Raw genomic sequence first — 20,355 nt, 5'->3', positions numbered from 1 at the left:
TCATGGTCGACGCACTCGCCGCAAACGTACCCGCCACCACCGCCGGCGATGAGCCGAAAAAGCCCCTGTTCGGCTTGGCGTTTCTGGAAAACCTGTCGGATATGTCGATGCTCCGCCAGCTCGGCCTGCTGGTCGGCCTGGCCGCCAGCGTGGCCATCGGCTTCGCCGTGGTGCTCTGGTCGCAGCAGCCCGACTACCGTCCGCTGTATGGCAGCCTGGAGGGCATGGACGCGTCCCAGGTGATGCAGACTCTGGCCGCCGCCGATATCGGCTATACCGTCGAGCCCAGCTCCGGTGCCCTGCTGGTCAAGGCTGACGACCTGGCGCGGGCACGCATGCGCCTGGCCGCGGCCGGCGTGGCGCCGAGCGACAACAACGTCGGTTTCGAGATACTCGACAAGGAGCAGGGGCTCGGCACCAGTCAGTTCATGGAGGCCACCCGCTATCGGCGTGGCCTGGAAGGCGAGTTGGCGCGTACCGTGTCCAGCCTCAACAACGTCAAGGGCGCGCGCGTGCACTTGGCGATTCCGAAAAGCTCGGTCTTCGTCCGTGACGAGCGCAAGCCCAGCGCTTCGGTGCTGGTGGAGCTGTATTCCGGGCGTAGCCTGGAGCCGAGCCAGGTGATGGCGATCATCAACCTGGTGGCCAGCAGCGTGCCGGAGATGGACAAGGCCCAGGTCACAGTGGTCGATCAGAAGGGCCGCCTGCTGTCCGATCAGCAGGAGATGTCCGAGCTCAGTATGGCCGGCAAGCAGTTCGACTACAGCCGTCGGCTGGAGGGCCTGTTCACCCAGCGCGTGCACAACATCCTGCAGCCGGTGCTGGGCAACGGCCGCTACAAGGCCGAGGTCTCCGCCGATGTGGATTTCAGCGCGGTGGAGTCGACCTCGGAGATGTTCAACCCGGACCAGCCGGCGCTACGCAGCGAGCAGCAGGTCAATGAGCAGCGCACCAGCGGCCTGGGTCCCCAGGGCGTGCCCGGCGCGGTGAGCAATCAGCCGCCTGGCGCCGCCTCGGCACCGGAGAAAGCCGGCGCCGGCGCCGCCTCGGCGGCCATCGCCCCGGGCCAGCCGCTGCTGGATGCCAACGGCCAGCAGGTCATCGATCCGGTGACTGGCCAGGCCATGCTGGCGCCCTATCCGGCGGACAAGCGCGAGCAGTCGACGCGCAATTTCGAGCTGGACCGCTCGGTGAGCTACACCAAGCAGCAGCAGGGGCGCCTGCGCCGCCTGTCGGTCGCGGTGGTGGTCGACGACCAGCTGAAGATCGATGCGGCCACCGGCGAAACCAGCCGGGTGCCCTGGAGCAGCGATGACCTGGCGCGCTTCACCCGTCTGGTACAGGACTCCGTGGGGTTCGATGCCAGCCGCGGCGACAGCGTCAGCGTGATCAACACGCCGTTCTCCCTTGAGCAGGGCGAGGAGATCGTCGAGGCGGCCTTCTACACCCAGCCCTGGTTCTGGGACATCGTCAAACAGGTGCTCGGCGTGCTGTTCATCCTGGTGCTGGTGTTCGGCGTGTTGCGCCCGGTGTTGAACAACATCACCAGTGGCGGCAGCAAGGGTCGCGAACTGGCGGTCGGCGGGCGCGGCGGTGATGTCGAACTGGGCGAGATGGGTGGCCTGGACGGCGGCCTTGCCGCAGATCGGGTCAGCCTCGGTGGACCGCAGAACTTGCTCCTGCCCAGCCCGAGCGAGGGGTATGATGCGCAACTGAATGCAATCAAGAGCCTGGTCGCCGAAGACCCGGGTCGGGTTGCCCAGGTGGTGAAAGAGTGGATCAACGCCGATGAGTGATAATCGTACTGCCGCCAAACTGAGCAAGGTCGACAAGGCCGCCATTCTCCTCCTGTCCCTCGGTGAGACCGACGCCGCGCAGGTGCTGCGCCACCTCGGGCCCAAGGAGGTCCAGCGGGTCGGTGTGGCCATGGCCGGCATGCGCAACGTGCACCGCGAACAGGTCGAGCAGGTGATGGGCGAGTTCGTCGATATCGTCGGCGATCAGACCAGCCTCGGCGTGGGCGCCGACGGCTATATCCGCAAGATGCTGACCCAGGCCCTGGGCGAGGACAAGGCCGGCAACCTGATCGACCGCATCCTGCTCGGTGGCAGCACCAGCGGCCTGGACAGCCTGAAGTGGATGGAGCCGCGCGCGGTGGCCGACGTGATTCGCTACGAGCACCCGCAGATCCAGGCGATCGTGGTGGCGTACCTCGACCCGGATCAGGCCGGCGAAGTGCTTGGCCACTTCGATCACAAGGTGCGCCTGGATATCGTCCTGCGCGTGTCTTCGCTGAACACCGTGCAGCCCTCGGCGCTTAAGGAACTCAACCAGATCCTCGAGAAGCAGTTCTCCGGCAGCTCCAATACCACCCGCGCCAGCCTGGGCGGGATCAAGCGCGCCGCCGATATCATGAACTTCCTCGACAGCTCGGTCGAAGGCCAGCTGATGGATTCGATCCGCGAGGTCGACGAGGACCTGTCCTCGCAGATCGAAGACCTGATGTTCGTCTTCGACAACCTGGCCGATGTCGACGATCGCGGTATCCAGGCGTTGCTGCGCGAGGTGTCCTCCGATGTGCTGGTGCTGGCGCTCAAGGGCGCGGACGAGGCGATCAAGGACAAGGTGTTCAAGAACATGTCCAAGCGTGCCGCCGAATTGTTGCGCGATGACCTGGAGGCCAAGGGGCCGGTGCGGGTCAGCGACGTGGAAGCCGCGCAGAAGGAAATCCTCACCATTGCCCGGCGCATGGCCGAAGCCGGGGAAATTGTCCTCGGCGGCAAGGGTGGCGAGGAAATGGTCTAAGCCATGGCAAACAAGGAGGCCCCGAGCGAGCTGATCCGCGCCAAGGACCTGGGTGTCTTCGACCGTTGGTCGCTGCCGAGCTTCGACGGCGGTGGCGATGCGGCAGTCCCCGGCAAGGAGGCTGAGGCGCCCAGCGCCGAAGCCGATGCGGATGCCATCCAGGCCGCCGAAGTCGAGGAGGTCGCCCCGGAGGACGTCAAGCCGTTGACGCTCGATGAGCTGGAGGCGATTCGCCAGGACGCCTACAACGAGGGCTTCGCTACCGGCGAAAAAGACGGTTTCCATGCCGGCCAGCTCAAGGCCAAGCAGGAGGCGGAGGTGATCCTCGCCGGCAAGCTGGGGGCGCTGGAGCAGTTGATGGGCCAGTTGTTCGAGCCGATTGCCGAGCAGGATCAGCAGCTGGAAGTGGCCCTGGTCAATCTGGTCAGTCACATGGCGCGTCAGGTCATCCAGCGCGAGCTGAGCACTGACTCCAGCCAGATCCGCCAGGTTCTGCGCGAGGCCCTGAAGCTGCTGCCGATGGGCGCAGGCAACGTGCGTATCTACCTCAATCCGCAGGATTTCGAGATCGCCAAGGCCCTACGCGAGCGTCACGAGGAAAGCTGGAAGATCCTCGAGGACGAATCGCTGCTGCCCGGTGGCTGCCGGGTCGAGAGCGAGCACAGCCGCATCGATGCCAGTATCGAAACCCGTCTCAGCCAGGCGGTCAAGCAGCTGTTCGAGCAGCAGCGCGAACAGCTGACCAGTCCGCTGGAACCGGACCTGCAGCTCGACCTGGATACGCCCGATGCGCCTTGAACGGGTCAGTTTCAGCCGGCGCCTGGCCGGCTACAGCGAGGCGGTACAACTGCCCAGCCAGCCGGTGGTCGAAGGCCGCCTGCTGCGCATGGTCGGCCTGACCCTGGAGGCCGAAGGCCTGCGGGCCGCACTCGGCAGCCGCTGCCTGGTGATCAATGATGACAGCTACCACCCGGTGCAGGTCGAGGCCGAGGTGATGGGTTTCTCCAGCGGCAAGATCTACCTGATGCCGATCGGCGGCCTGGCCGGTATCGCGCCCGGCGCCCGGGTGGTGCCGCTGCCCGATACCGGGCGCCTGCCGATGGGCCGCTCGATGCTTGGCCGGGTGCTCGACGGCACCGGTCGGGCGCTGGATGGCAAGGGCGGGATGAAGGCCGAAGACTGGGTGCCCATGGACGGGCCGACGATCAACCCGCTCAAGCGTCACCCGATCGACCAGCCGCTGGATGTCGGCATTCGCTGCATCAATGGCTTGCTCACGGTGGGGCGCGGCCAACGCCTGGGCCTGTTCGCCGGTACCGGGGTCGGCAAGAGCGTGCTGCTGGGCATGATGACCCGCTTCACCGAGGCGGACATCATCGTGGTCGGGCTGATCGGTGAGCGGGGCCGCGAGGTCAAGGAATTCATCGACGAGATCCTCGGCGAGGAGGGTCTCAAGCGCTCTGTAGTGGTCGCCTCGCCGGCCGACGACGCGCCGCTGATGCGCCTGCGCGCGGCGATGTACTGCACGCGGATCGCCGAGTATTTCCGCGACAAGGGCAAGAACGTGCTGCTGTTGATGGACTCGCTGACCCGATTCGCCCAGGCCCAGCGGGAAATCGCCCTGGCCATCGGCGAGCCGCCGGCGACCAAGGGCTATCCGCCTTCGGTGTTCGCCAAGTTGCCCAGGCTGGTGGAGCGGGCCGGCAATGCCGAGCAGGGCGGCGGTTCGATCACCGCCTTCTACACCGTGTTGAGTGAGGGCGACGACCAGCAGGACCCGATCGCCGACGCCGCGCGTGGGGTGCTCGACGGTCACTTCGTGCTGTCGCGGCGCCTGGCCGAGGAGGGCCACTATCCGGCCATCGACATCGAGGCGTCGATCAGCCGGGTGATGCCGCAAGTGGTCTCGCCCGAACAACTGCGCTACGCGCAGCGTTTCAAGCAGCTCTGGTCGCGCTACCAGCAGAGCCGCGATCTGATCAGTGTCGGTGCCTATGTGGCGGGGGGGGATGCCGATACCGACCTGGCCATCGCCCGCCAGCCGGCCATGGTCAGCTTCCTGCGCCAGGGCCTGGGCGACAGTGAAAGCCTGGAGCGCAGCAATGCACAGCTGGTGGCTACCTTGAACCCTGCCGCTGCCGCGGGAGGCTAAGTGTCGAAGGGCCGCGCCGCGCGACTGGCGCCTGTCATCACCATGGCCGAGCGCGCCGAGCGCGAGGCGGCCGTGCAACTGGGGCGTTGCCAGGGCCTGTTGAGCCAGGCGCAGGTCAAGCTCGGTGAGCTGGAGCATTTTCGCGGAGACTACCAGCAGCAATGGATCAGCGAAGGCCAGCGCGGCGTCTCCGGGCAGTGGCTGATGAACTATCAGCGCTTTCTCACGCAGCTGGAGACGGCCATCGGCCAGCAGCGACAGACTGTGGACTGGCATCGCAACAACCTGGACAAGGTCCGCGAGCTTTGGCAGCAGCGCTATGCGCGCCTGGAGGGCCTGCGCAAGCTGGTGCAGCGCTATCGGGAGGAGGCCCGCCTGGCCGAGGACAAGCGGGAGCAGAAGCTTCTCGATGAGCTGGCGCAGCGCCTGAACAGTGGCGATTCAGACTGATTGGCGGTTGCCGTTGGCGCCAGTGAGTGCTACATGTTCAACAGGCCAATTGCGCGGCAGGGCAGGGACGAAGCCGAGCTGCCGCATTCCGCTATCGACGAATTTTGCTGGATAAGGAGCTATTCATGGCAATCACTTCGCAGCCTTCCTCCGATGGGCAGGAGTTGACCATCAGGATTCAGGGCCGTTTCGATTTCGGCGCGCATCAGGAGTTTCGCGACGCCTACGAGCGGATCAATCTGACCCCGGCCCGCTATGTGGTGGACCTCAAGGGCACCACCTACCTGGACAGCTCGGCGCTGGGCATGCTCCTGCTGCTGCGCGACCATGCCGGCGGTGATCATGCGCAGATTCGCCTGCTCAACTGCAACCCGGACGTACGCAAGATCCTCGCCATCTCCAATTTCGAGCAGTTGTTCCAGATCGCCTAGGGCGAGATTTCGGCTCATGTCCGAGCGTTTATCGATCCTGATCGCAGAAGATAACGCTGCCGACCGCATGTTGCTGTCGACCATCGTCACCCGCCAGGGGCACCGCAGCCTGACCGCCAGCAATGGCCTGGAGGCGGTAGCCCTGTTCGAGCAGGAGCGTCCGCAGCTGGTGTTGATGGATGCCCTGATGCCGGTCATGGACGGATTCCAGGCCGCCCGCCGGATCAAGCAGATGGCCGGCGAGGAGCTGGTGCCGATCATCTTCCTGACCTCCCTGACCGAAGGCGAGGCGTTGGTTCGTTGCCTGGAGGCCGGCGGCGACGACTTTCTCGCCAAGCCGTACAACCGGGTCATCCTCGAAGCCAAGATCAACGCCATGGATCGCCTGCGCCGCCTGCAGGATACCGTGCTGCAGCAGCGCGACCTGATTGCCAGCCACAACGAGCATCTGCTCAACGAGCAGCGGGTGGCCAAGGCGGTATTCGACAAGGTGGCACATTCGGGCTGCCTGGGCGCGCCGAACGTTCGCTACCTGCAATCGCCCTATGCCCTGTTCAATGGCGATCTGCTGCTCGCGGCCTTCAAGCCTTCTGGTGGCATGCATGTGCTGCTCGGCGACTTCACCGGTCACGGCTTGCCGGCGGCAATCGGTGCCATGCCGCTGGCCGAGGTGTTCTATGGCATGACGGCCAAGGGGTACACCCTGGCCGAGATTCTTCGGGAAATGAACGCCAAGCTCAAACACATCTTGCCGGTGGGGGTGTTCTGCTGCGCCACGCTGCTCAACATCAGCTTCCAGCGCAGGGTGGTCGAGGTCTGGAATGGCGGCTTGCCCGATGGCTACCTGCTGAGTGCCGGCGGCAATCAGCGAACGGTGCTGATCTCGCGCCACCTGCCCCTGGGGATATTGGAACCGGCGGCGTTCAATGACGCCTGCGAGGTCTATCCCATGGAGGTGGGCGACCGCATATTCCTGCTGTCCGATGGGGTGCTGGAGGCCTGCAACAAGCAGGGCGAACTGTTTGGCGAGGGGCGGCTGCTGGAGGTGCTGGACGCCAACCGCCAGCCGGCCCGGCTGTTCGCCGAGATCCAGCAGGCGCTGGCACGCTTTCGTGGCGAGGCGCAGGATGACATCAGCCTGATCGAGGTCAGCCTGGTCGAGGACGCCAGCCTCAGCCGCCCGCCCTTGGCCTTTGCCGACAGCGGGCAGAACAGTCCGCTGGACTGGTCGGCCAGCTTCGAGTTTCGTGGGGAGACCTTGCGCAGCTTCAATCCGCTGCCATTCCTCCTGCAGCTGCTGCTCGAGGTGCAGGGGTTGCGCTCCCAAGGGGGCGCCCTCTACAGCGTGCTGGCCGAGCTGTACTCCAATGCCCTGGAGCATGGGGTGCTGGGGCTAGATTCGGCCCTGAAGTCCGATGCCGAGGGCTTTGCCGAGTACTACCGCCAACGCAGTGTGCGCCTGGCAGCCTTGAGCCAGGGCTATGTGCGGTTTCGGCTGGAGCTGCAGCCCGAGGCCGGCGGTGGACGGCTGACGATCCGGGTCGAGGACAGTGGCCCGGGGTTCGACGGCAAGGCGCTGCTGGAGCAGCAGTTGCGGGTCGATGGCCTCAGTGGACGGGGCCTGGCCCTGATTCGTCAGCTGAGCGAGCGCTGCACCTGGCCGGCCGATGGGCGTGGCATCAGCGTGGAGTTTTCCTGGTCGGCTGGGGCATAATCCGGCGCTATCTGATCAGGGAGTGACCCGATGTCCGATGTGCATCTCGACAGTGCGGTACTGGCGGCCTTGCAGGATGTCATGGAAGACGACTACCCGGTGTTGCTGGATACTTTTCTGGCAGATTCAGAAGAGCGCCTGCGTCTGCTCCATCAAGCCGCTGCGAGTGGTGACGGGCAGGCGCTGCGCCTGGCGGCGCACAGCTTCAAGGGCAGTTGCAGCAATATGGGCGCGCCGCTGCTGGCCGGCCTGTGCAAGCAACTGGAGGAGGTCGGCCGCCGCGAGCGCTTGGAAGAGGCCGCCGAACTGATTGAACAGATCGAGCGTGAGTTCGCCATCGTGCGCATTCTGTTCAAGTCCGAGCGCCAGCGTTACCGTAGCTGAGGGAGAACGAGCGGCCGATGCCGATGCTTTTCTCCCGGGGCTGATTCATACCGCCCAACCGTCTCGTCGCGCTCCCGCCACCAGGGTCTTCAACTTGGCCCAACCCTTGCAGATTCTCCGCTACGAACCCTCTCTAACGGAGATGATCCATGCCCGTTGCCCCCGATCCGCTGCTCAGGTCAGCGCCTGAAATAAAGCCCAAGGCTGCAGTGGCCAAAGCACCGGCCAAAGCGCCGGAGCCCCGCAAGAGCGAGGCCTCGAGCTTCGCCCAGGTGTACGCCAAGGAGCGACAGAGCAAGGCTGCGGAGCGCAGCGAGGCGGCTGCCAAACCTGAGCGAAAGGCCGAAGTCGATGAGCCGGAGGTTGCGGCCGATGCTGCCGTCGAACAACCTGTCATTGCCGATGGCGGCAACGCCTTGCCGAGTGACGCACAGCCCGAGCCGCCAGCCTTCGACCCACTATTGCTAATGGGCATGGGGGGCTTGCCGCCAGCCAGCGAAGAGAGTCCGCAGCTGGATGGCGAGGCGTCGAGCGCGGCCGTCGGTCAGTTGCGTAGCTCGGGGCCGGCGAGCATGACCGAGGCCAGCTTCGACCCTGAACTCGATGCGCTCAATCAGCTGCCGGCCGTGCGCATGGCGCTGGAGCTGGGGGCCAAGGCGGCCGCGGCGAATCAAGCGGGCGCACCGGCTGTCCTGGCGGTGCAATCGGCGGCCGGTGGCGGCCAGGTGTTTGCCGGCGATCTGCTGGCCAAGGCCGTTCAGCAGGCGCAGGGCGAGCTCGGCGAGGCCGGTGATGTACCCCTGATCGAGCTGACCGCGGAGGGGCTGGAGGCACTCAAGGAAAGCGTCGCCGAAACCCGTCCGGAGAACTTCGTCAGCAAGCTAGGCGCGGCGAGCCAGGCGATCGCTCAGCAAGCGCAGGCGGCGCCTCGCGCGGCCGCGCTGGTTCCGGGCCAGCCGGTGCCCATGCAGCAGGGCGGTTGGAGCGAACAGGTGGTCGATCGGGTGATGTGGATGTCCAGTCAGAACCTCAAGTCCGCCGATATTCAGCTCGACCCGGCCGAGCTGGGACGTCTGGAAGTGCGCATCAACATGAACCAGGACCAGACCCAGGTCACCTTCGCCAGCGCCAATGCCGGCGTGCGTGATGCGCTGGAAGGGCAGATGCACCGCTTGCGCGACCTGTTCACCCAGCAGGGGATGAACCTGCTCGATGTGAACGTTTCCGACCAGTCGCTCAGCCGTGGCTGGCAGGGACAGGACGGCGATGGCCGGGGGCGGGGCGGCGCCGACCAGGGGTTGTCCGGCACTGCCGACGACGAGCTGGTGGTCGGTAGCACGGAGTTGAAGGCGACGCCTGCAGGCGGTGGCCTCGGCATGGTCGACTACTACGCCTAGCCGTTGGGCCAGGGGCGGCCGGCGCTAGCCGCTGTCGTCCATTCGGGGTTAAGCTGCGGCGAGCGGATGCGCCCCGGTCAGTGATACAGGCATGCTGCCCGGTTCCCGTGAGGGAGCCGGGCAGCGTCGTTTTCAGGGCGCTCCTGATACGTCCGCTGGCCGTTGCCGTGCGAGAGGCTCGATATGCGGCGCCGCTGCCCCTATGATGGCGCCCGGCGGGGGAGCACTGCCGGGGCGTTCGAGGCTTCCGGTATGGGCCGCTCGGCGAGCGTCTGGAGCAAGCTGGCACAACACTTGCTCACACCCCTACAACAGCGGATATATCTCCGATCAGTGACGGATTTTTGGCATGGCTACGAAAGACGCGGCAGACGCCGAGGCAAAACCGGCCGGCAGGCTCAAGCTCATCATCGTGATCGTCCTGGCCCTGCTGCTGGCCGTCGGCCTGTCGGTAGGAGGCACCTGGTTCTTCCTGCACAAGACCAGTGGCGATGCCGAGGCCGAGCACGCGCCTGCCGCGGCGGCTGCTCCGGTCAAGCAGGCGGCGATCTATGAGGAGTTGGTGCCTGCCTTCGTGGTCAACTTCAACCATCAGGGCAGGGCGCGTTATATGCAGGTCAGCGTTGCCCTGATGGCGCGCGACCAGGCCGCCCTGGACGCACTCAAGGTGCATATGCCGGTGTTGCGCAATCGCCTGGTCATGTTGTTTTCCAGCCAGGACTTCGAGTCGCTGGTGACCCCGGTGGGCAAGGAAATGCTGCGTCAGCAGGCGACGGCCAGCGTGCAGGAGCTGGCGCAGAAGGAGACGGGCAATCTGGCCGTCGAGCAAGTGTTGTTCACCAACCTCGTGTTGCAGTAGGAGTCCTTCATGGCCGTGCAAGACCTGTTGTCCCAGGACGAGATCGATGCGCTGTTGCATGGCGTCGACGATGGGGCGGTCGAGACCGAGGACGCCGGGGAACCGGGGAGCGTCAAGCAATACGACCTGACCAGCCAGGATCGCATCGTCCGCGGGCGCATGCCGACCCTGGAGATGATCAACGAGCGCTTCGCCCGCTATACCCGCATCAGCATGTTCAACCTGTTGCGCCGTTCGGCGGATGTGGCAGTGGGCGGGGTGCAGGTGATGAAGTTCGGTGAATACGTGCATTCGCTGTACGTGCCGACCAGCCTCAACCTGGTGAAGATGAAGCCGCTGCGCGGAACCGGCCTGTTCATCCTCGACGCCAAGCTGGTGTTTAAGCTGGTGGATAACTTCTTCGGCGGCGATGGCCGCCACGCCAAGATCGAGGGCCGCGAATTCACCCCGACCGAATTGCGCGTGGTGCGCATGGTGCTCGACCAGGCCTTCGTCGACCTCAAGGAGGCCTGGCACGCGGTGATGGATATCAACTTCGAGTACGTCAACTCGGAGGTCAATCCGGCCCTGGCCAACATCGTCAGCCCCAGCGAAGTCATCGTCGTCTCGACCTTCCATATTGAGCTCGATGGTGGCGGTGGCGACCTGCATATCACCATGCCCTATTCGATGATTGAGCCGATCCGCGAGATGCTCGACGCCGGCTTCCAGTCCGATGTCGACGACCAGGACGAGCGCTGGGTCAAGTCCCTGCGCGAGGACATCCTCGACGTCAGGGTGCCGCTCGGTGCCACCGTGGCGCGACGCCAGCTGAAGCTGCGCGACATCCTGCACATGCAGCCGGGCGACGTGATCCCGGTGGAAATGCCCGACAACGTGATCATGCGCGCCAATGGCGTGCCCGCTTTCAAGGTCAAACTCGGTGCGCACAAAGGCAACCTGGCGTTGCAGGTGCTCGACCCGATAGAGCGCCAGCGCTAGACCCCACAACCCGTACCAGCCAGCCGAGGACAGACTATGGCAGACGAAAACACAACCACCTCCGCCGAGGAACAGGCGCTGGCCGATGAATGGGCGGCCGCCTTGTCCGAGGCCGGCGACAGCGCCGGCCAGGATGATATCGATGCCATGCTCGCCGGCGGCGTCAGCACGCCGAGTGCGCCGCGGGCGCCGATGGAGGAGTTCGGCAGCGCGCCGAAGAACAATCTGCCGGTCAATCTGGACGGGCCTAACCTGGATGTGATCCTCGACATCCCGGTGTCGATTTCCATGGAAGTCGGTAACACCGATATCACCATCCGCAACCTGCTGCAGCTCAATCAGGGCTCGGTCATCGAACTCGACCGGCTGGCCGGCGAGCCGCTGGACGTGCTGGTCAACGGCACCCTGATCGCCCATGGCGAAGTGGTGGTGGTCAACGAGAAGTTCGGTATTCGCCTGACCGATGTGATCAGTCCGAGCGAACGCATCAAGAAGCTGCGCTGAGATGAAACGACTGGGTGTTCTGCTGGCCGGGCCAGCAATGGCGCTGGCGGCCGAGCCGCAGGCGCAGGCGGTTGCGCCTATGGCCGGTGGCGGTATCGGTGGTCAGCTGGTGCAGCTGCTGCTGGGCCTGCTGCTGGTGATCGGCCTGATCTTCCTGTTGGCCTGGGTGATGCGGCGGGTCCAGCAGATAAGTCCGCGCGGCGGTCAGGTGATCAAGGTGCTGGCCAGCCAGGCACTCGGGCCGCGCGATCGCCTGGTGCTGGTGCAGGTGGGCGGCGAGCAGATCCTCCTCGGCCTCAGCCCCGGACGCATCACGGCGTTGCACGTGATGAACGAGCCGGTACATTTGCCCGACGGCGAGCCGGCTTCGGCGGAGTTTGCCCAGCGCCTGATGGAGCTGCTGGGCAAGGATCAGAAGGACAAGTCCTGATGAGCCTGTTGCGCCCGCTGTTGGCTCTGCTATTGCTGCTCGCCGCGCCGCTGGCGATCGCTGCCGACAACCCGCTGTCGATCCCGGCGATTACCCTCAGCACCGACACCGCAGGTCAGCAGGAGTACTCGGTCAGCCTGCAGATCCTGCTGATCATGACGGCGCTGAGCTTCATCCCGGCCTTCCTCATGCTGATGACCAGCTTCACCCGGATCATCATCGTGTTTTCCATCTTGCGTCAGGCCCTGGGCCTGCAGCAGGCGCCGTCCAACCAGATCCTCATCGGTCTGTCGTTGTTTCTGACGATGTTCATCATGGCGCCGGTGTTCGAGCAGATTAACCGCGATGCCCTGCAGCCCTACCTCAGCGAGCAGCTGCCGGCCCAGGAGGCGATCGCCAAGGCCGAAGGCCCGATCAAGAACTTCATGCTGGCGCAGACCCGTGAAAGCGACCTGGAGCTGTTCGTGCGCCTGTCCAAGCGTACCGACATCGCCACGCCGGATGCCGCGCCCCTGACTATCCTGATTCCGGCCTTCGTCACCTCGGAACTGAAGACCGCGTTCCAGATCGGCTTCATGATCTTCATCCCATTTCTGATCATCGACCTGGTGGTGGCCAGCATCCTCATGGCCATGGGGATGATGATGCTCTCGCCGCTGATCATCTCGCTGCCGTTCAAGATCATGCTGTTCGTGCTGATCGACGGCTGGGCGCTGATCATGGGCACCCTGGCGGCCAGCTTCGGAGGGACCTAGGCATGACCCCGGAAATCGCCGTCGACCTGTTTCGCGAGGCGCTCTGGCTGACGGCCTTGATCGTCGCCACCCTGGTGGTGCCCAGTCTGCTGGTCGGTCTGCTGGTGGCCATGTTCCAGGCCGCCACCCAGATCAACGAGCAGACCCTGAGCTTTCTGCCGCGCCTGATGGTCATCCTGCTGACCCTGATCATTGCCGGGCCCTGGCTGGTGCAGCAATTGATGGAGTACACGCAGACGCTGATCATGAACATCCCGATGCTGATCGGCTGACATGCTGGAGCTGAGCGATGCGCAGATCGGCGGCTGGGTCAGCAGCTTCCTGCTGCCGCTGTTTCGCATCGCCGCCTTGTTGATGGCGATGCCGATCGTCGGTACCCAGTTGGTGCCGATGCGGGTGCGTCTGTACCTGGCATTGGCGATCTGCCTGGTGCTGGCGCCGACCCTGCCACCGATGCCGCAGGTGGATGCCCTGAGTCTGCCGGCCTTCATGCTGATCGCCCAGGAGGTGCTGGTCGGAGTGATGCTGGGGTTCACCTTGCAGCTGTTCTTTCACGCCTTCGTGATCGCCGGGCAGATTCTCTCCATGCAGATGGGCCTGGGCTTCGCCTCCATGGTCGACCCGACCAATGGGGTCTCGGTGCCGGTGATCGGGCAGTTCTTCCTGATGCTGGTGACCCTGTTGTTCCTCGCCATGAACGGCCACCTGGTGGTGTTCGAGGTGCTGGCCGAGAGCTTCGTCACCCTGCCGGTCGGCGCCGGCCTGCTGACCGAGCATTACTGGGAGATGGCCACCAAGCTGGGCTGGGTGATCGGCGCCGCGCTGATCCTGGTGTTGCCGGCGATCACCGCGTTGCTGGTGGTCAACGTGGCATTCGGGGTGATGACCCGGGCGGCGCCGCAGCTGAACATCTTCTCCATCGGTTTTCCGCTGACCCTGGTGCTGGGCTTTGCGATCGTCTGGGTCGGTATGGCGGATATCCTCACGCAGTATCAGGTGCTGGCCAGCGAAGCCCTGATGCTGTTGCGCGAAATGGCGCGGGCAGGTTGAGGTAGGCGATGGCCGAGTCTGAGAGTGGTGCCGATAAAAGCGAGGAACCCACGGAGAAACGCCTGCGCGAATCCCGTGAAAAGGGCCAGATCGCCCGTTCCCGCGAACTCAATACCCTGGTAGTGATGCTGGCGGGGGCTGGCGGCCTGCTCGCCTCGGGCGGCAGCCTGGGCAATAGCCTGCTGGAGATCATGCGCGGCAGTTTCGAGCTGTCGCGCGAGGCGATCATGCACGAGGGCACCATGGCCATCTGGTTGATCGGCTCTGGCAAGCTCGCCCTGGAGGCGGTCATGCCGCTGTTCGTGGTCTTGCTGATCGCCTCCATCGTCGGCCCCATCGGCCTGGGCGGGTGGTTGTTCTCGGCCGAGGCAATGGCGCCCAAGTTCAGCCGGATGAACCCCCTGGCCGGCCTCAAGCGGATGTTCTCGGCCAAGGCGCTGGTCGAGTTGCTCAAGGCGCTGGCCAAGTTCGTGGTGATTCTGCTGGTGGCGCTGGCGGTGCTTTCGTTCGACCGCGACGACTTGCTGGCGATCGCCCACGAGCCGCTGGAGTCGGCCATTCTGCATGCCGCTCAGGTGGTCGGCTGGAGCACCCTGTGGATGGCCTGCGGGCTGATCCTGATTACCGCAGTGGATGTGCCATTCCAGCTCTGGGACAACAAGCAGAAGCTGATGATGACCAAGCAGGAGGTGCGCGACGAGTACAAGGACAGCGAGGGCAAGCCCGAGGTCAAGTCGCGTATCCGCCAGTTGCAGCGCGAGATGGCCGAGCGCCGGATGATGCAGGCCGTGCCCGAAGCCGATGTGGTGATCACCAACCCGACCCACTTTGCGGTGGCCTTGAAGTACGACCCGGCCAAGGGTAGCGCGCCGGTGCTGTTGGCCAAGGGTGGCGACTTTACCGCGCTGAAGATCCGCGAGATCGCCCAGGAGCACAGTGTCATGCTGCTCGAGTCGCCGGCATTGGCGCGGGCGGTGTTCTATTCCACCGACCTTGACCAGGAAATCCCTGCCGGGCTGTACCTGGCCGTGGCCCAGGTCCTGGCTTACGTCTATCAGATCCGTCAGTACCAGGCCGGCAAGGGCAAGCGCCCCGGGCCGTTGCCGGACCTGCCGATCCCGCCGGATCTGCGTCGCGACGAGTAGGGACAGGGCCACGACCAGGGATGGTTAGGCCGGCTTGCCCAGAGTTGGAATGCTTCTTGCGATACCCCCCGCCAAGGGCGCGCTGGCGTCAAAAGATTGAATGGCTTGGGGTAGGGACGTGGCAGTAGATCGCTCACAATTGATCGGTAATGTGCGCAGCAACCTGTCCGGGTTGCGCGATGGCAATCTGGGCATCCCCCTGTTGCTGCTGGTCATGCTCGGCATGGTCATGCTGCCGATACCGGCCTTTCTCCTCGACGTGCTGTTCACCTTCAGCATCGCCCTGTCGATCGTGGTGTTGCTGGTGGCGATCTATGCCCTGCGCCCGCTGGACTTCGCGGTGTTCCCGACCATCCTGCTGGCGGCGACCCTGTTGCGCCTGGCGCTCAACGTCGCCTCGACCCGGGTGGTGCTGCTGCATGGCCACGATGGCGGCGATGCCGCGGGCAAGGTGATCCAGGCCTTCGGCGAGGTGGTAATCGGCGGCAACTATGTGGTCGGTATCGTGGTGTTCGCCATCCTCATGATCATCAACTTCGTGGTGGTGACCAAGGGCGCCGGGCGGATCTCCGAGGTCAGCGCGCGCTTCACCCTGGATGCCATGCCGGGCAAGCAGATGGCCATCGATGCTGACCTCAACGCCGGCCTGATCGACCAGGCCGAGGCCAAGCGGCGCCGTTCCGAGGTGTCCCAGGAGGCCGACTTCTATGGCTCGATGGACGGTGCCAGCAAGTTCGTCCGTGGCGACGCCATCGCCGGCCTGCTGATCCTGTTCATCAACCTGATCGGCGGCATCGCCATCGGCGTGTTCCAGCACAGCCTGAGCGTCGTCGATGCCGGCAAGGTCTACACCCTGCTGACCATCGGTGACGGCCTGGTCGCGCAGATTCCCTCGCTGTTGCTGTCCACGGCCGCGGCGATCATGGTAACCCGGGTCTCCAGTTCCGAAGACATGGGCGCCCAGGTCAACCGCCAGATGTTCGCCTCGCCGCGTGCCCTGGCGGTCGCGGCGGCGATTATGATCGCCATGGGCCTGGTGCCCGGCATGCCGCACTTCTCCTTCATCAGCCTCGGCCTGGTGGCCGCCGGCGCCGCCTACTGGATCGCCAACAAGCAGCGCCAGGTCAAGGCCGAGGAGGTCAGGGAGGTCCAGCGCCAGCAGGAGCTGTTGCCGGCGCAGAAGGCCCAGGAGGTCAAGGAGCTCGGCTGGGATGACGTCACCCCGGTCGACATGGTCGGCCTGGAGGTGGGCTACCGGCTGATTCCGCTGGTCGACCGCAATCAGGGTGGGCAGCTGCTGGCACGGATCAAGGGGGTGCGCAAGAAGCTGTCCCAGGAAATGGGCTTCCTGATGCCCTCGGTGCATATCCGCGACAACCTCGACCTGCAGCCCAACGCCTACCGGCTGACCCTGATGGGGGTCAGCGTGGCTGAAGCCGAGGTCTTCCCTGACCGCGAGCTGGCGATCAACCCGGGTCAGGTGTTCGGCACCCTCAATGGCGTGGCCGCCAAGGATCCGGCGTTTGGCCTGGAGGCGGTGTGGATAGATCCGAGCCAGCGCGACCAGGCGCAATCGCTGGGCTATACGGTGGTCGATGCCAGTACCGTGGTTGCCACCCACCTCAATCAGGTGCTGCACAAGCACGCCCATGAGCTGCTCGGCCACGAGGAGGTCCAGCAGCTGATGCAGTTGCTGGCCAAGAGCTCGCCCAAGCTGGCCGAGGAATTGGTACCGGGGCTGGTGTCGCTGTCGACCCTGCTCAAGGTGCTGCAGGCGTTGCTGCAGGAGCAGGTGCCGGTACGCGACATTCGTACCATCGCCGAGGCCATGGCCAATGCCGCGGCCAAGAGTCAAGATCCCGCCGCGATGGTGGCGGCGGTGCGGGTCGCCTTGGCCCGCGCCATCGTGCAAAGCATCGTGGGACTAGAGCCGGAGCTGCCTGTGATCACCTTGGAGCCAAGGTTGGAACAGATATTGCTAAACAGTCTACAGAAGGCCGGTCAGGGCTCCGAGGATGGCATCCTCCTGGAGCCGGGCATGGCCGAGAAGCTGCAGCGTTCCCTGGTGGAAGCGGCGCAGCGCCAGGAAATGCTCGGCAAGCCGGTGATTCTGCTGGTGGCCGGTCCGGTCCGGGCGATGCTCTCGCGGTTCGCGCGGCTGGCGGTGCCGAGTATGCACGTGCTGGCTTACCAGGAAATTCCGGATAACAAGCAGGTCACCATCGTCGCGACGGTGGGGCAGAACTAACCGAGGTCACAGGCCATGCAGGTCAAACGCTTTTTCGCCGCCGATATGCGTCAAGCCATGAAGCTGGTTCGCGATGAGCTGGGCGCGGATGCCTCGATCATCGGCAATCGTCGGGTTGCCGGCGGTGTCGAGCTGACCGCGGCGCTGGACTACCAGATTCCTGCCGCACCTGCTCGCCAGGCAAACCCGGCGCTGGAGGCCGAGCTGCGCAAGACCCAGTCGCGGATCGCCTCGGCCCAGGCGGAGCTGGCCACCCGCGGCCAGGCCGATGCCGGCAAGGATCGCCAGCTTTTTGGCGGGATGCCCGAGGTGCCCGCCGATAAGCCGAGTGTCACCCCGCTGGCGGCGCCGGTACAGCCGGTCGTGGCCGGTGATCAGCGCGCACTGGAGGCCATGCGTTTCGAGCTGAACGGCCTGCGTGAACTGATCGAAGTGCAGTTGGGCTCGATCGCCTGGGGGCAGATGCAGGACCGCCGTCCCAAGCAGGCCAATCTGTGGCGTCGCCTGCAGCGCATGGGTCTGCCGGGCGAGCTGTCGCGGGTCCTGCTCGAGCGGGTGGCCAATGTCGCCGAACCGCGTCAGGCCTGGCGCATGCTCCTGGCCCATCTGGCCCACGCTATTCAGACGCCCAAGCAGGAACCGCTGGAAGAGGGCGGGGTGATCGCCCTGGTCGGCCCGGCTGGCATGGGCAAGACAACCACCCTGGCCAAGCTGGCGGCGCGCTACGTGCTCAAGTACGGCGCGCAGAACATCGCCCTGGTGAGCATGGACAGCTACCGCATCGGCGCCCAGGAACAACTGAAGACCCTGGGCCGCATCCTCAATGTCTCGGTCACTGCGGTCGATCCGGGCGAGTCGCTGACCCAGGCCCTGGCGCCGCTGGCACGCAAGCGGGTGGTGCTGATCGACACCGCCGGCCTGCCGGCCAGTGATCCGGCGCTGCGCATGCAGCTCGAGGCGCTGGCCAGTCGCGGCATCAAGGCTCGCAACTACCTGGTATTGGCCGCTACCAGCCAGAGCCAGGTGCTCAAGGCGGCGTATCATAGCTACAAGCGCTGTGGGCTCTCCGGCTGCATCCTCAGCAAGTTGGACGAGGCGACCAGCCTCGGCGAGGTTTTAGGTCTGGCTATTGGCCAGCGTCTGCCGGTAGCCTATCTCACCGATGGGCCGCGGATTCCCGACGACCTGCAGGTGCCGCGTAGCCACCAGTTGGTCAGTCGTGCGGTCGGTTTGCAGAGCGCCGAGGACCCGAGTGAAGAGGCCATGGTTGAGATGTTCGCCGGTCTCTATCAACATCCGGCGCGACGCGCCGGCTAATGGCTGCTGCGGCAGTGGTATTGCGACGTGGGGCAGTGCTTGGCAGGGCGAATATCGGCCCGGCGCAACCAGCCTCAGGGTTCCAGTCTAACGTCAGACAAGGTGTGTAGATAACATGGGTATGCATCCCGTACAGGTGATTGCGGTGACCGGCGGCAAGGGCGGCGTCGGCAAGACCAATGTCTCGGTGAATCTGGCGTTGGCGCTGGCCGACCTCGGGCGGCGGGTGATGTTGATGGATGCCGACCTCGGGCTGGCCAACATCGATGTGCTGCTGGGGCTGACGGCCAAGCGCACGCTGGCCGATGTTATCAGCGGCGAATGCGACCTGCGTGACGTGCTGCTGCAGGGGCCGGGCGGCGTGCGTATCGTGCCGGCCGCCTCGGGCACCCAGAGCATGGTCCAGCTGACGCCGATGCAGCACGCCGGCCTGATCCAGGCGTTCAGCGAGATCAGCGATAACCTCGATGTGCTGATCGTCGATACCGCGGCCGGCATCGGCGACTCGGTGGTCAGTTTCGTCCGTGCCGCCCAGGAAGTGCTGGTGGTGGTGTGCGACGAACCGACCTCGATCACCGATGCCTACGCGCTGATCAAGTTGCTCAATCGCGACTTCGGCATGAACCGCTTCCGCGTCCTGGCGAACATGGCCCATAGCCCGCAGGAAGGCCGCAATCTGTTTGCTAAGCTGACCAAGGTGACCGACCGTTTCCTCGACGTGGCGCTGCAGTACGTAGGCGCGGTGCCTTATGACGAGTCGGTGCGCAAGGCCGTGCAGAAGCAGCGTGCGGTCTATGAGGCGTTTCCCCGGTCCAAGTGCGCCCTGGCATTCAAGGCGATCGCGCAGAAGGTCGACGCCTGGCCGTTACCGGCCAACCCCCGTGGCCACCTGGAATTCTTCGTCGAGCGTCTGGTTCATCAGCCAGCCGCGGACGCCGCCGTATGACAGCAGCCCCTGGACTCCGTATGTACAGCAAGGCGCAGGCACAAGACTCCCAATACCAGCTGATCGAGCGCTATGCGCCCCTGGTCAAGCGTATCGCCTATCACCTGCTGGGGCGCTTGCCGGCCAGCGTGCAGGTCGATGACCTGATTCAATCCGGGATGATCGGCCTGCTCGAAGCCGCGAAGAAGTATGACGTGAGCAAGGGGGCAAGCTTCGAAACCTTTGCCGGTATTCGCATTCGCGGTTCGATGCTCGATGAGGTGCGTAAAGGTGACTGGGCGCCGCGTTCGGTGCATCGAAACAGCCGCATGGTCAGTGACGCCATTCGGGTAATTGAGTCCAGAACCGGGCGTGACGCTAAAGATCACGAGGTTGCGGCCGAACTCCAATTGAGTCTGGAGGATTACTACGGCATTCTTGGCGACACTTTGGGCAGCCGCCTGTTCAGCTTCGACGACCTGTTGCAGGACGGCGAGCATGGTGGCCTGCATGAAGACGCCAGCTCCACGCATTCAGAACCCTCGCGAGACCTGGAAGACGAACGCTTCCAAGGCGCGCTGGCCGACGCCATCGCCAACTTGCCCGAGCGTGAGCGCCTGGTGTTATCGCTGTATTACGATGAAGAGCTGAATCTCAAGGAAATTGGCGAAGTCCTGGGTGTGAGTGAGTCGCGTGTCAGCCAGTTGCATAGTCAGTGCGCGGCGCGTCTGCGGGCGCGGCTGAGCGAGTGGCGCGCGCGCTAGACAGTTGGATTAGCAGGCCGGTTTCACGATTAAGGGCGTACCCA

21 protein-coding genes are annotated in these 20,355 nt (G+C 64.8%); all 21 read left to right on the top strand.

Translation table 11 applies throughout. The features are described from left to right. Positions 1 to 2: 2 nt before the first annotated feature. The 21 genes from fliF to fliA all read left to right on the top strand — a co-directional run bounded on the left by fliF (position 3) and on the right by fliA (position 20,311). Positions 3 to 1,796: a flagellar basal-body MS-ring/collar protein FliF gene (gene fliF, locus AB5S05_RS13445; RefSeq protein WP_369288036.1), complete on the top strand. Its 1,794-nt coding sequence runs from the start codon at positions 3 to 5 to the stop codon at positions 1,794 to 1,796. Beyond that, entirely contained in the window at positions 1,789 to 2,805 is a 1,017-nt protein-coding gene (gene fliG, locus AB5S05_RS13440) for a flagellar motor switch protein FliG (RefSeq protein ID WP_369288035.1), read from the top strand. The genes fliF and fliG overlap by 8 nt, the downstream gene beginning before the upstream one ends. A 3-nt stretch (positions 2,806 to 2,808) precedes the next feature. After that, entirely contained in the window at positions 2,809 to 3,603 is a 795-nt protein-coding gene (fliH, locus tag AB5S05_RS13435) for a flagellar assembly protein FliH (protein WP_369288034.1), read from the top strand. Beyond that, entirely contained in the window at positions 3,593 to 4,957 is a 1,365-nt protein-coding gene (fliI, locus tag AB5S05_RS13430; RefSeq protein WP_369288033.1) for a flagellar protein export ATPase FliI, read from the top strand. Before fliH ends, fliI begins: the two co-directional genes overlap by 11 nt. Further along, the gene (gene fliJ, locus AB5S05_RS13425) at positions 4,958 to 5,407 is read left to right on the top strand and encodes a flagellar export protein FliJ (protein WP_369288032.1); all 450 of its coding nucleotides are present in this window, start codon (positions 4,958 to 4,960) and stop codon (positions 5,405 to 5,407) included. A gap of 125 nt (positions 5,408 to 5,532) precedes the next feature. Next, on the top strand, positions 5,533 to 5,838 hold the full coding sequence (locus AB5S05_RS13420) for an STAS domain-containing protein (protein WP_369288031.1): 306 nt from the start codon (positions 5,533 to 5,535) through the stop codon (positions 5,836 to 5,838). Between the two features lie 16 nt (positions 5,839 to 5,854). After that, a complete protein-coding gene (locus AB5S05_RS13415; RefSeq protein ID WP_369288030.1) occupies positions 5,855 to 7,552 on the top strand; it encodes a fused response regulator/phosphatase in 1,698 nt (565 codons plus the stop codon). Positions 7,553 to 7,582: 30 nt separating this feature from the next. Continuing rightward, entirely contained in the window at positions 7,583 to 7,936 is a 354-nt protein-coding gene (locus tag AB5S05_RS13410) for an Hpt domain-containing protein (RefSeq protein WP_369288029.1), read from the top strand. Between the two features lie 149 nt (positions 7,937 to 8,085). Then, positions 8,086 to 9,333 carry a flagellar hook-length control protein FliK gene (locus tag AB5S05_RS13405; protein ID WP_369288028.1) on the top strand — a complete coding sequence of 416 codons (1,248 nt, stop codon included), beginning with the start codon at positions 8,086 to 8,088 and terminating at the stop codon, positions 9,331 to 9,333. A gap of 349 nt (positions 9,334 to 9,682) precedes the next feature. After that, on the top strand, positions 9,683 to 10,192 hold the full coding sequence (gene fliL / locus AB5S05_RS13400; protein ID WP_369288027.1) for a flagellar basal body-associated protein FliL: 510 nt from the start codon (positions 9,683 to 9,685) through the stop codon (positions 10,190 to 10,192). Positions 10,193 to 10,201: 9 nt separating this feature from the next. Continuing rightward, positions 10,202 to 11,173, top strand: a complete 972-nt coding sequence (gene fliM, locus AB5S05_RS13395) for a flagellar motor switch protein FliM (RefSeq protein ID WP_369288026.1) — start codon at positions 10,202 to 10,204, stop codon at positions 11,171 to 11,173. A gap of 36 nt (positions 11,174 to 11,209) precedes the next feature. Next, positions 11,210 to 11,677 carry a flagellar motor switch protein FliN gene (fliN, locus tag AB5S05_RS13390; protein WP_369288025.1) on the top strand — a complete coding sequence of 156 codons (468 nt, stop codon included), beginning with the start codon at positions 11,210 to 11,212 and terminating at the stop codon, positions 11,675 to 11,677. Between the two features lies 1 nt (position 11,678). After that, a complete protein-coding gene (gene fliO, locus AB5S05_RS13385) occupies positions 11,679 to 12,107 on the top strand; it encodes a flagellar biosynthetic protein FliO (protein ID WP_369288024.1) in 429 nt (142 codons plus the stop codon). Then, complete coding sequence (gene fliP, locus AB5S05_RS13380; RefSeq protein ID WP_369288023.1) at positions 12,107 to 12,862, top strand: flagellar type III secretion system pore protein FliP; 756 nt, start codon at positions 12,107 to 12,109, stop codon at positions 12,860 to 12,862. Before fliO ends, fliP begins: the two co-directional genes overlap by 1 nt. Positions 12,863 to 12,864: 2 nt before the next feature. Then, positions 12,865 to 13,134, top strand: a complete 270-nt coding sequence (gene fliQ / locus AB5S05_RS13375; protein WP_369288022.1) for a flagellar biosynthesis protein FliQ — start codon at positions 12,865 to 12,867, stop codon at positions 13,132 to 13,134. A 1-nt stretch (position 13,135) separates the two neighbouring features. Further along, the gene (gene fliR / locus AB5S05_RS13370; RefSeq protein ID WP_369288021.1) at positions 13,136 to 13,912 is read left to right on the top strand and encodes a flagellar biosynthetic protein FliR; all 777 of its coding nucleotides are present in this window, start codon (positions 13,136 to 13,138) and stop codon (positions 13,910 to 13,912) included. An 8-nt stretch (positions 13,913 to 13,920) separates the two neighbouring features. Beyond that, positions 13,921 to 15,057, top strand: a complete 1,137-nt coding sequence (flhB, locus tag AB5S05_RS13365) for a flagellar biosynthesis protein FlhB (protein WP_369288020.1) — start codon at positions 13,921 to 13,923, stop codon at positions 15,055 to 15,057. A gap of 100 nt (positions 15,058 to 15,157) precedes the next feature. Next, complete coding sequence (gene flhA / locus AB5S05_RS13360; RefSeq protein ID WP_369288019.1) at positions 15,158 to 17,305, top strand: flagellar biosynthesis protein FlhA; 2,148 nt, start codon at positions 15,158 to 15,160, stop codon at positions 17,303 to 17,305. A 15-nt stretch (positions 17,306 to 17,320) separates the two neighbouring features. Beyond that, a complete protein-coding gene (gene flhF / locus AB5S05_RS13355; protein WP_369288018.1) occupies positions 17,321 to 18,622 on the top strand; it encodes a flagellar biosynthesis GTPase FlhF in 1,302 nt (433 codons plus the stop codon). 115 nt (positions 18,623 to 18,737) lie between these two features. Next, on the top strand, positions 18,738 to 19,568 hold the full coding sequence (gene fleN / locus AB5S05_RS13350; protein WP_369288017.1) for a flagellar synthesis regulator FleN: 831 nt from the start codon (positions 18,738 to 18,740) through the stop codon (positions 19,566 to 19,568). Beyond that, positions 19,565 to 20,311, top strand: a complete 747-nt coding sequence (gene fliA / locus AB5S05_RS13345; RefSeq protein ID WP_369288016.1) for an RNA polymerase sigma factor FliA — start codon at positions 19,565 to 19,567, stop codon at positions 20,309 to 20,311. Before fleN ends, fliA begins: the two co-directional genes overlap by 4 nt. Positions 20,312 to 20,355 lie beyond the last annotated feature (44 nt).

The organism is Pseudomonas zhanjiangensis (assembly GCF_041027545.1).
GTDB classification, from domain to species: domain Bacteria; phylum Pseudomonadota; class Gammaproteobacteria; order Pseudomonadales; family Pseudomonadaceae; genus Aquipseudomonas; species Aquipseudomonas zhanjiangensis.
The sequence above is the reverse complement of the archived record's forward strand: the minus strand, read 5'-3'. Positions and strand labels throughout refer to the sequence as shown.

Coding starts and splice junctions, on each gene's coding strand:
- flhA (WP_369288019.1), top strand. CDS start 15,158: ATGGCTTGGGGTAGGGACGTGGCAGTAGATCGCTCACAATTGATCGGT.
- flhF (WP_369288018.1), top strand. CDS start 17,321: ATGCAGGTCAAACGCTTTTTCGCCGCCGATATGCGTCAAGCCATGAAG.
- flhB (WP_369288020.1), top strand. CDS start 13,921: ATGGCCGAGTCTGAGAGTGGTGCCGATAAAAGCGAGGAACCCACGGAG.
- fliR (WP_369288021.1), top strand. CDS start 13,136: ATGCTGGAGCTGAGCGATGCGCAGATCGGCGGCTGGGTCAGCAGCTTC.
- AB5S05_RS13405 (WP_369288028.1), top strand. CDS start 8,086: ATGCCCGTTGCCCCCGATCCGCTGCTCAGGTCAGCGCCTGAAATAAAG.
- fliH (WP_369288034.1), top strand. CDS start 2,809: ATGGCAAACAAGGAGGCCCCGAGCGAGCTGATCCGCGCCAAGGACCTG.
- fliO (WP_369288024.1), top strand. CDS start 11,679: ATGAAACGACTGGGTGTTCTGCTGGCCGGGCCAGCAATGGCGCTGGCG.
- AB5S05_RS13410 (WP_369288029.1), top strand. CDS start 7,583: ATGTCCGATGTGCATCTCGACAGTGCGGTACTGGCGGCCTTGCAGGAT.
- fliG (WP_369288035.1), top strand. CDS start 1,789: ATGAGTGATAATCGTACTGCCGCCAAACTGAGCAAGGTCGACAAGGCC.
- fliL (WP_369288027.1), top strand. CDS start 9,683: ATGGCTACGAAAGACGCGGCAGACGCCGAGGCAAAACCGGCCGGCAGG.
- fliF (WP_369288036.1), top strand. CDS start 3: ATGGTCGACGCACTCGCCGCAAACGTACCCGCCACCACCGCCGGCGAT.
- fliQ (WP_369288022.1), top strand. CDS start 12,865: ATGACCCCGGAAATCGCCGTCGACCTGTTTCGCGAGGCGCTCTGGCTG.
- fliM (WP_369288026.1), top strand. CDS start 10,202: ATGGCCGTGCAAGACCTGTTGTCCCAGGACGAGATCGATGCGCTGTTG.
- fliA (WP_369288016.1), top strand. CDS start 19,565: ATGACAGCAGCCCCTGGACTCCGTATGTACAGCAAGGCGCAGGCACAA.
- AB5S05_RS13415 (WP_369288030.1), top strand. CDS start 5,855: ATGTCCGAGCGTTTATCGATCCTGATCGCAGAAGATAACGCTGCCGAC.
- fliN (WP_369288025.1), top strand. CDS start 11,210: ATGGCAGACGAAAACACAACCACCTCCGCCGAGGAACAGGCGCTGGCC.
- AB5S05_RS13420 (WP_369288031.1), top strand. CDS start 5,533: ATGGCAATCACTTCGCAGCCTTCCTCCGATGGGCAGGAGTTGACCATC.
- fleN (WP_369288017.1), top strand. CDS start 18,738: ATGGGTATGCATCCCGTACAGGTGATTGCGGTGACCGGCGGCAAGGGC.
- fliP (WP_369288023.1), top strand. CDS start 12,107: ATGAGCCTGTTGCGCCCGCTGTTGGCTCTGCTATTGCTGCTCGCCGCG.
- fliI (WP_369288033.1), top strand. CDS start 3,593: ATGCGCCTTGAACGGGTCAGTTTCAGCCGGCGCCTGGCCGGCTACAGC.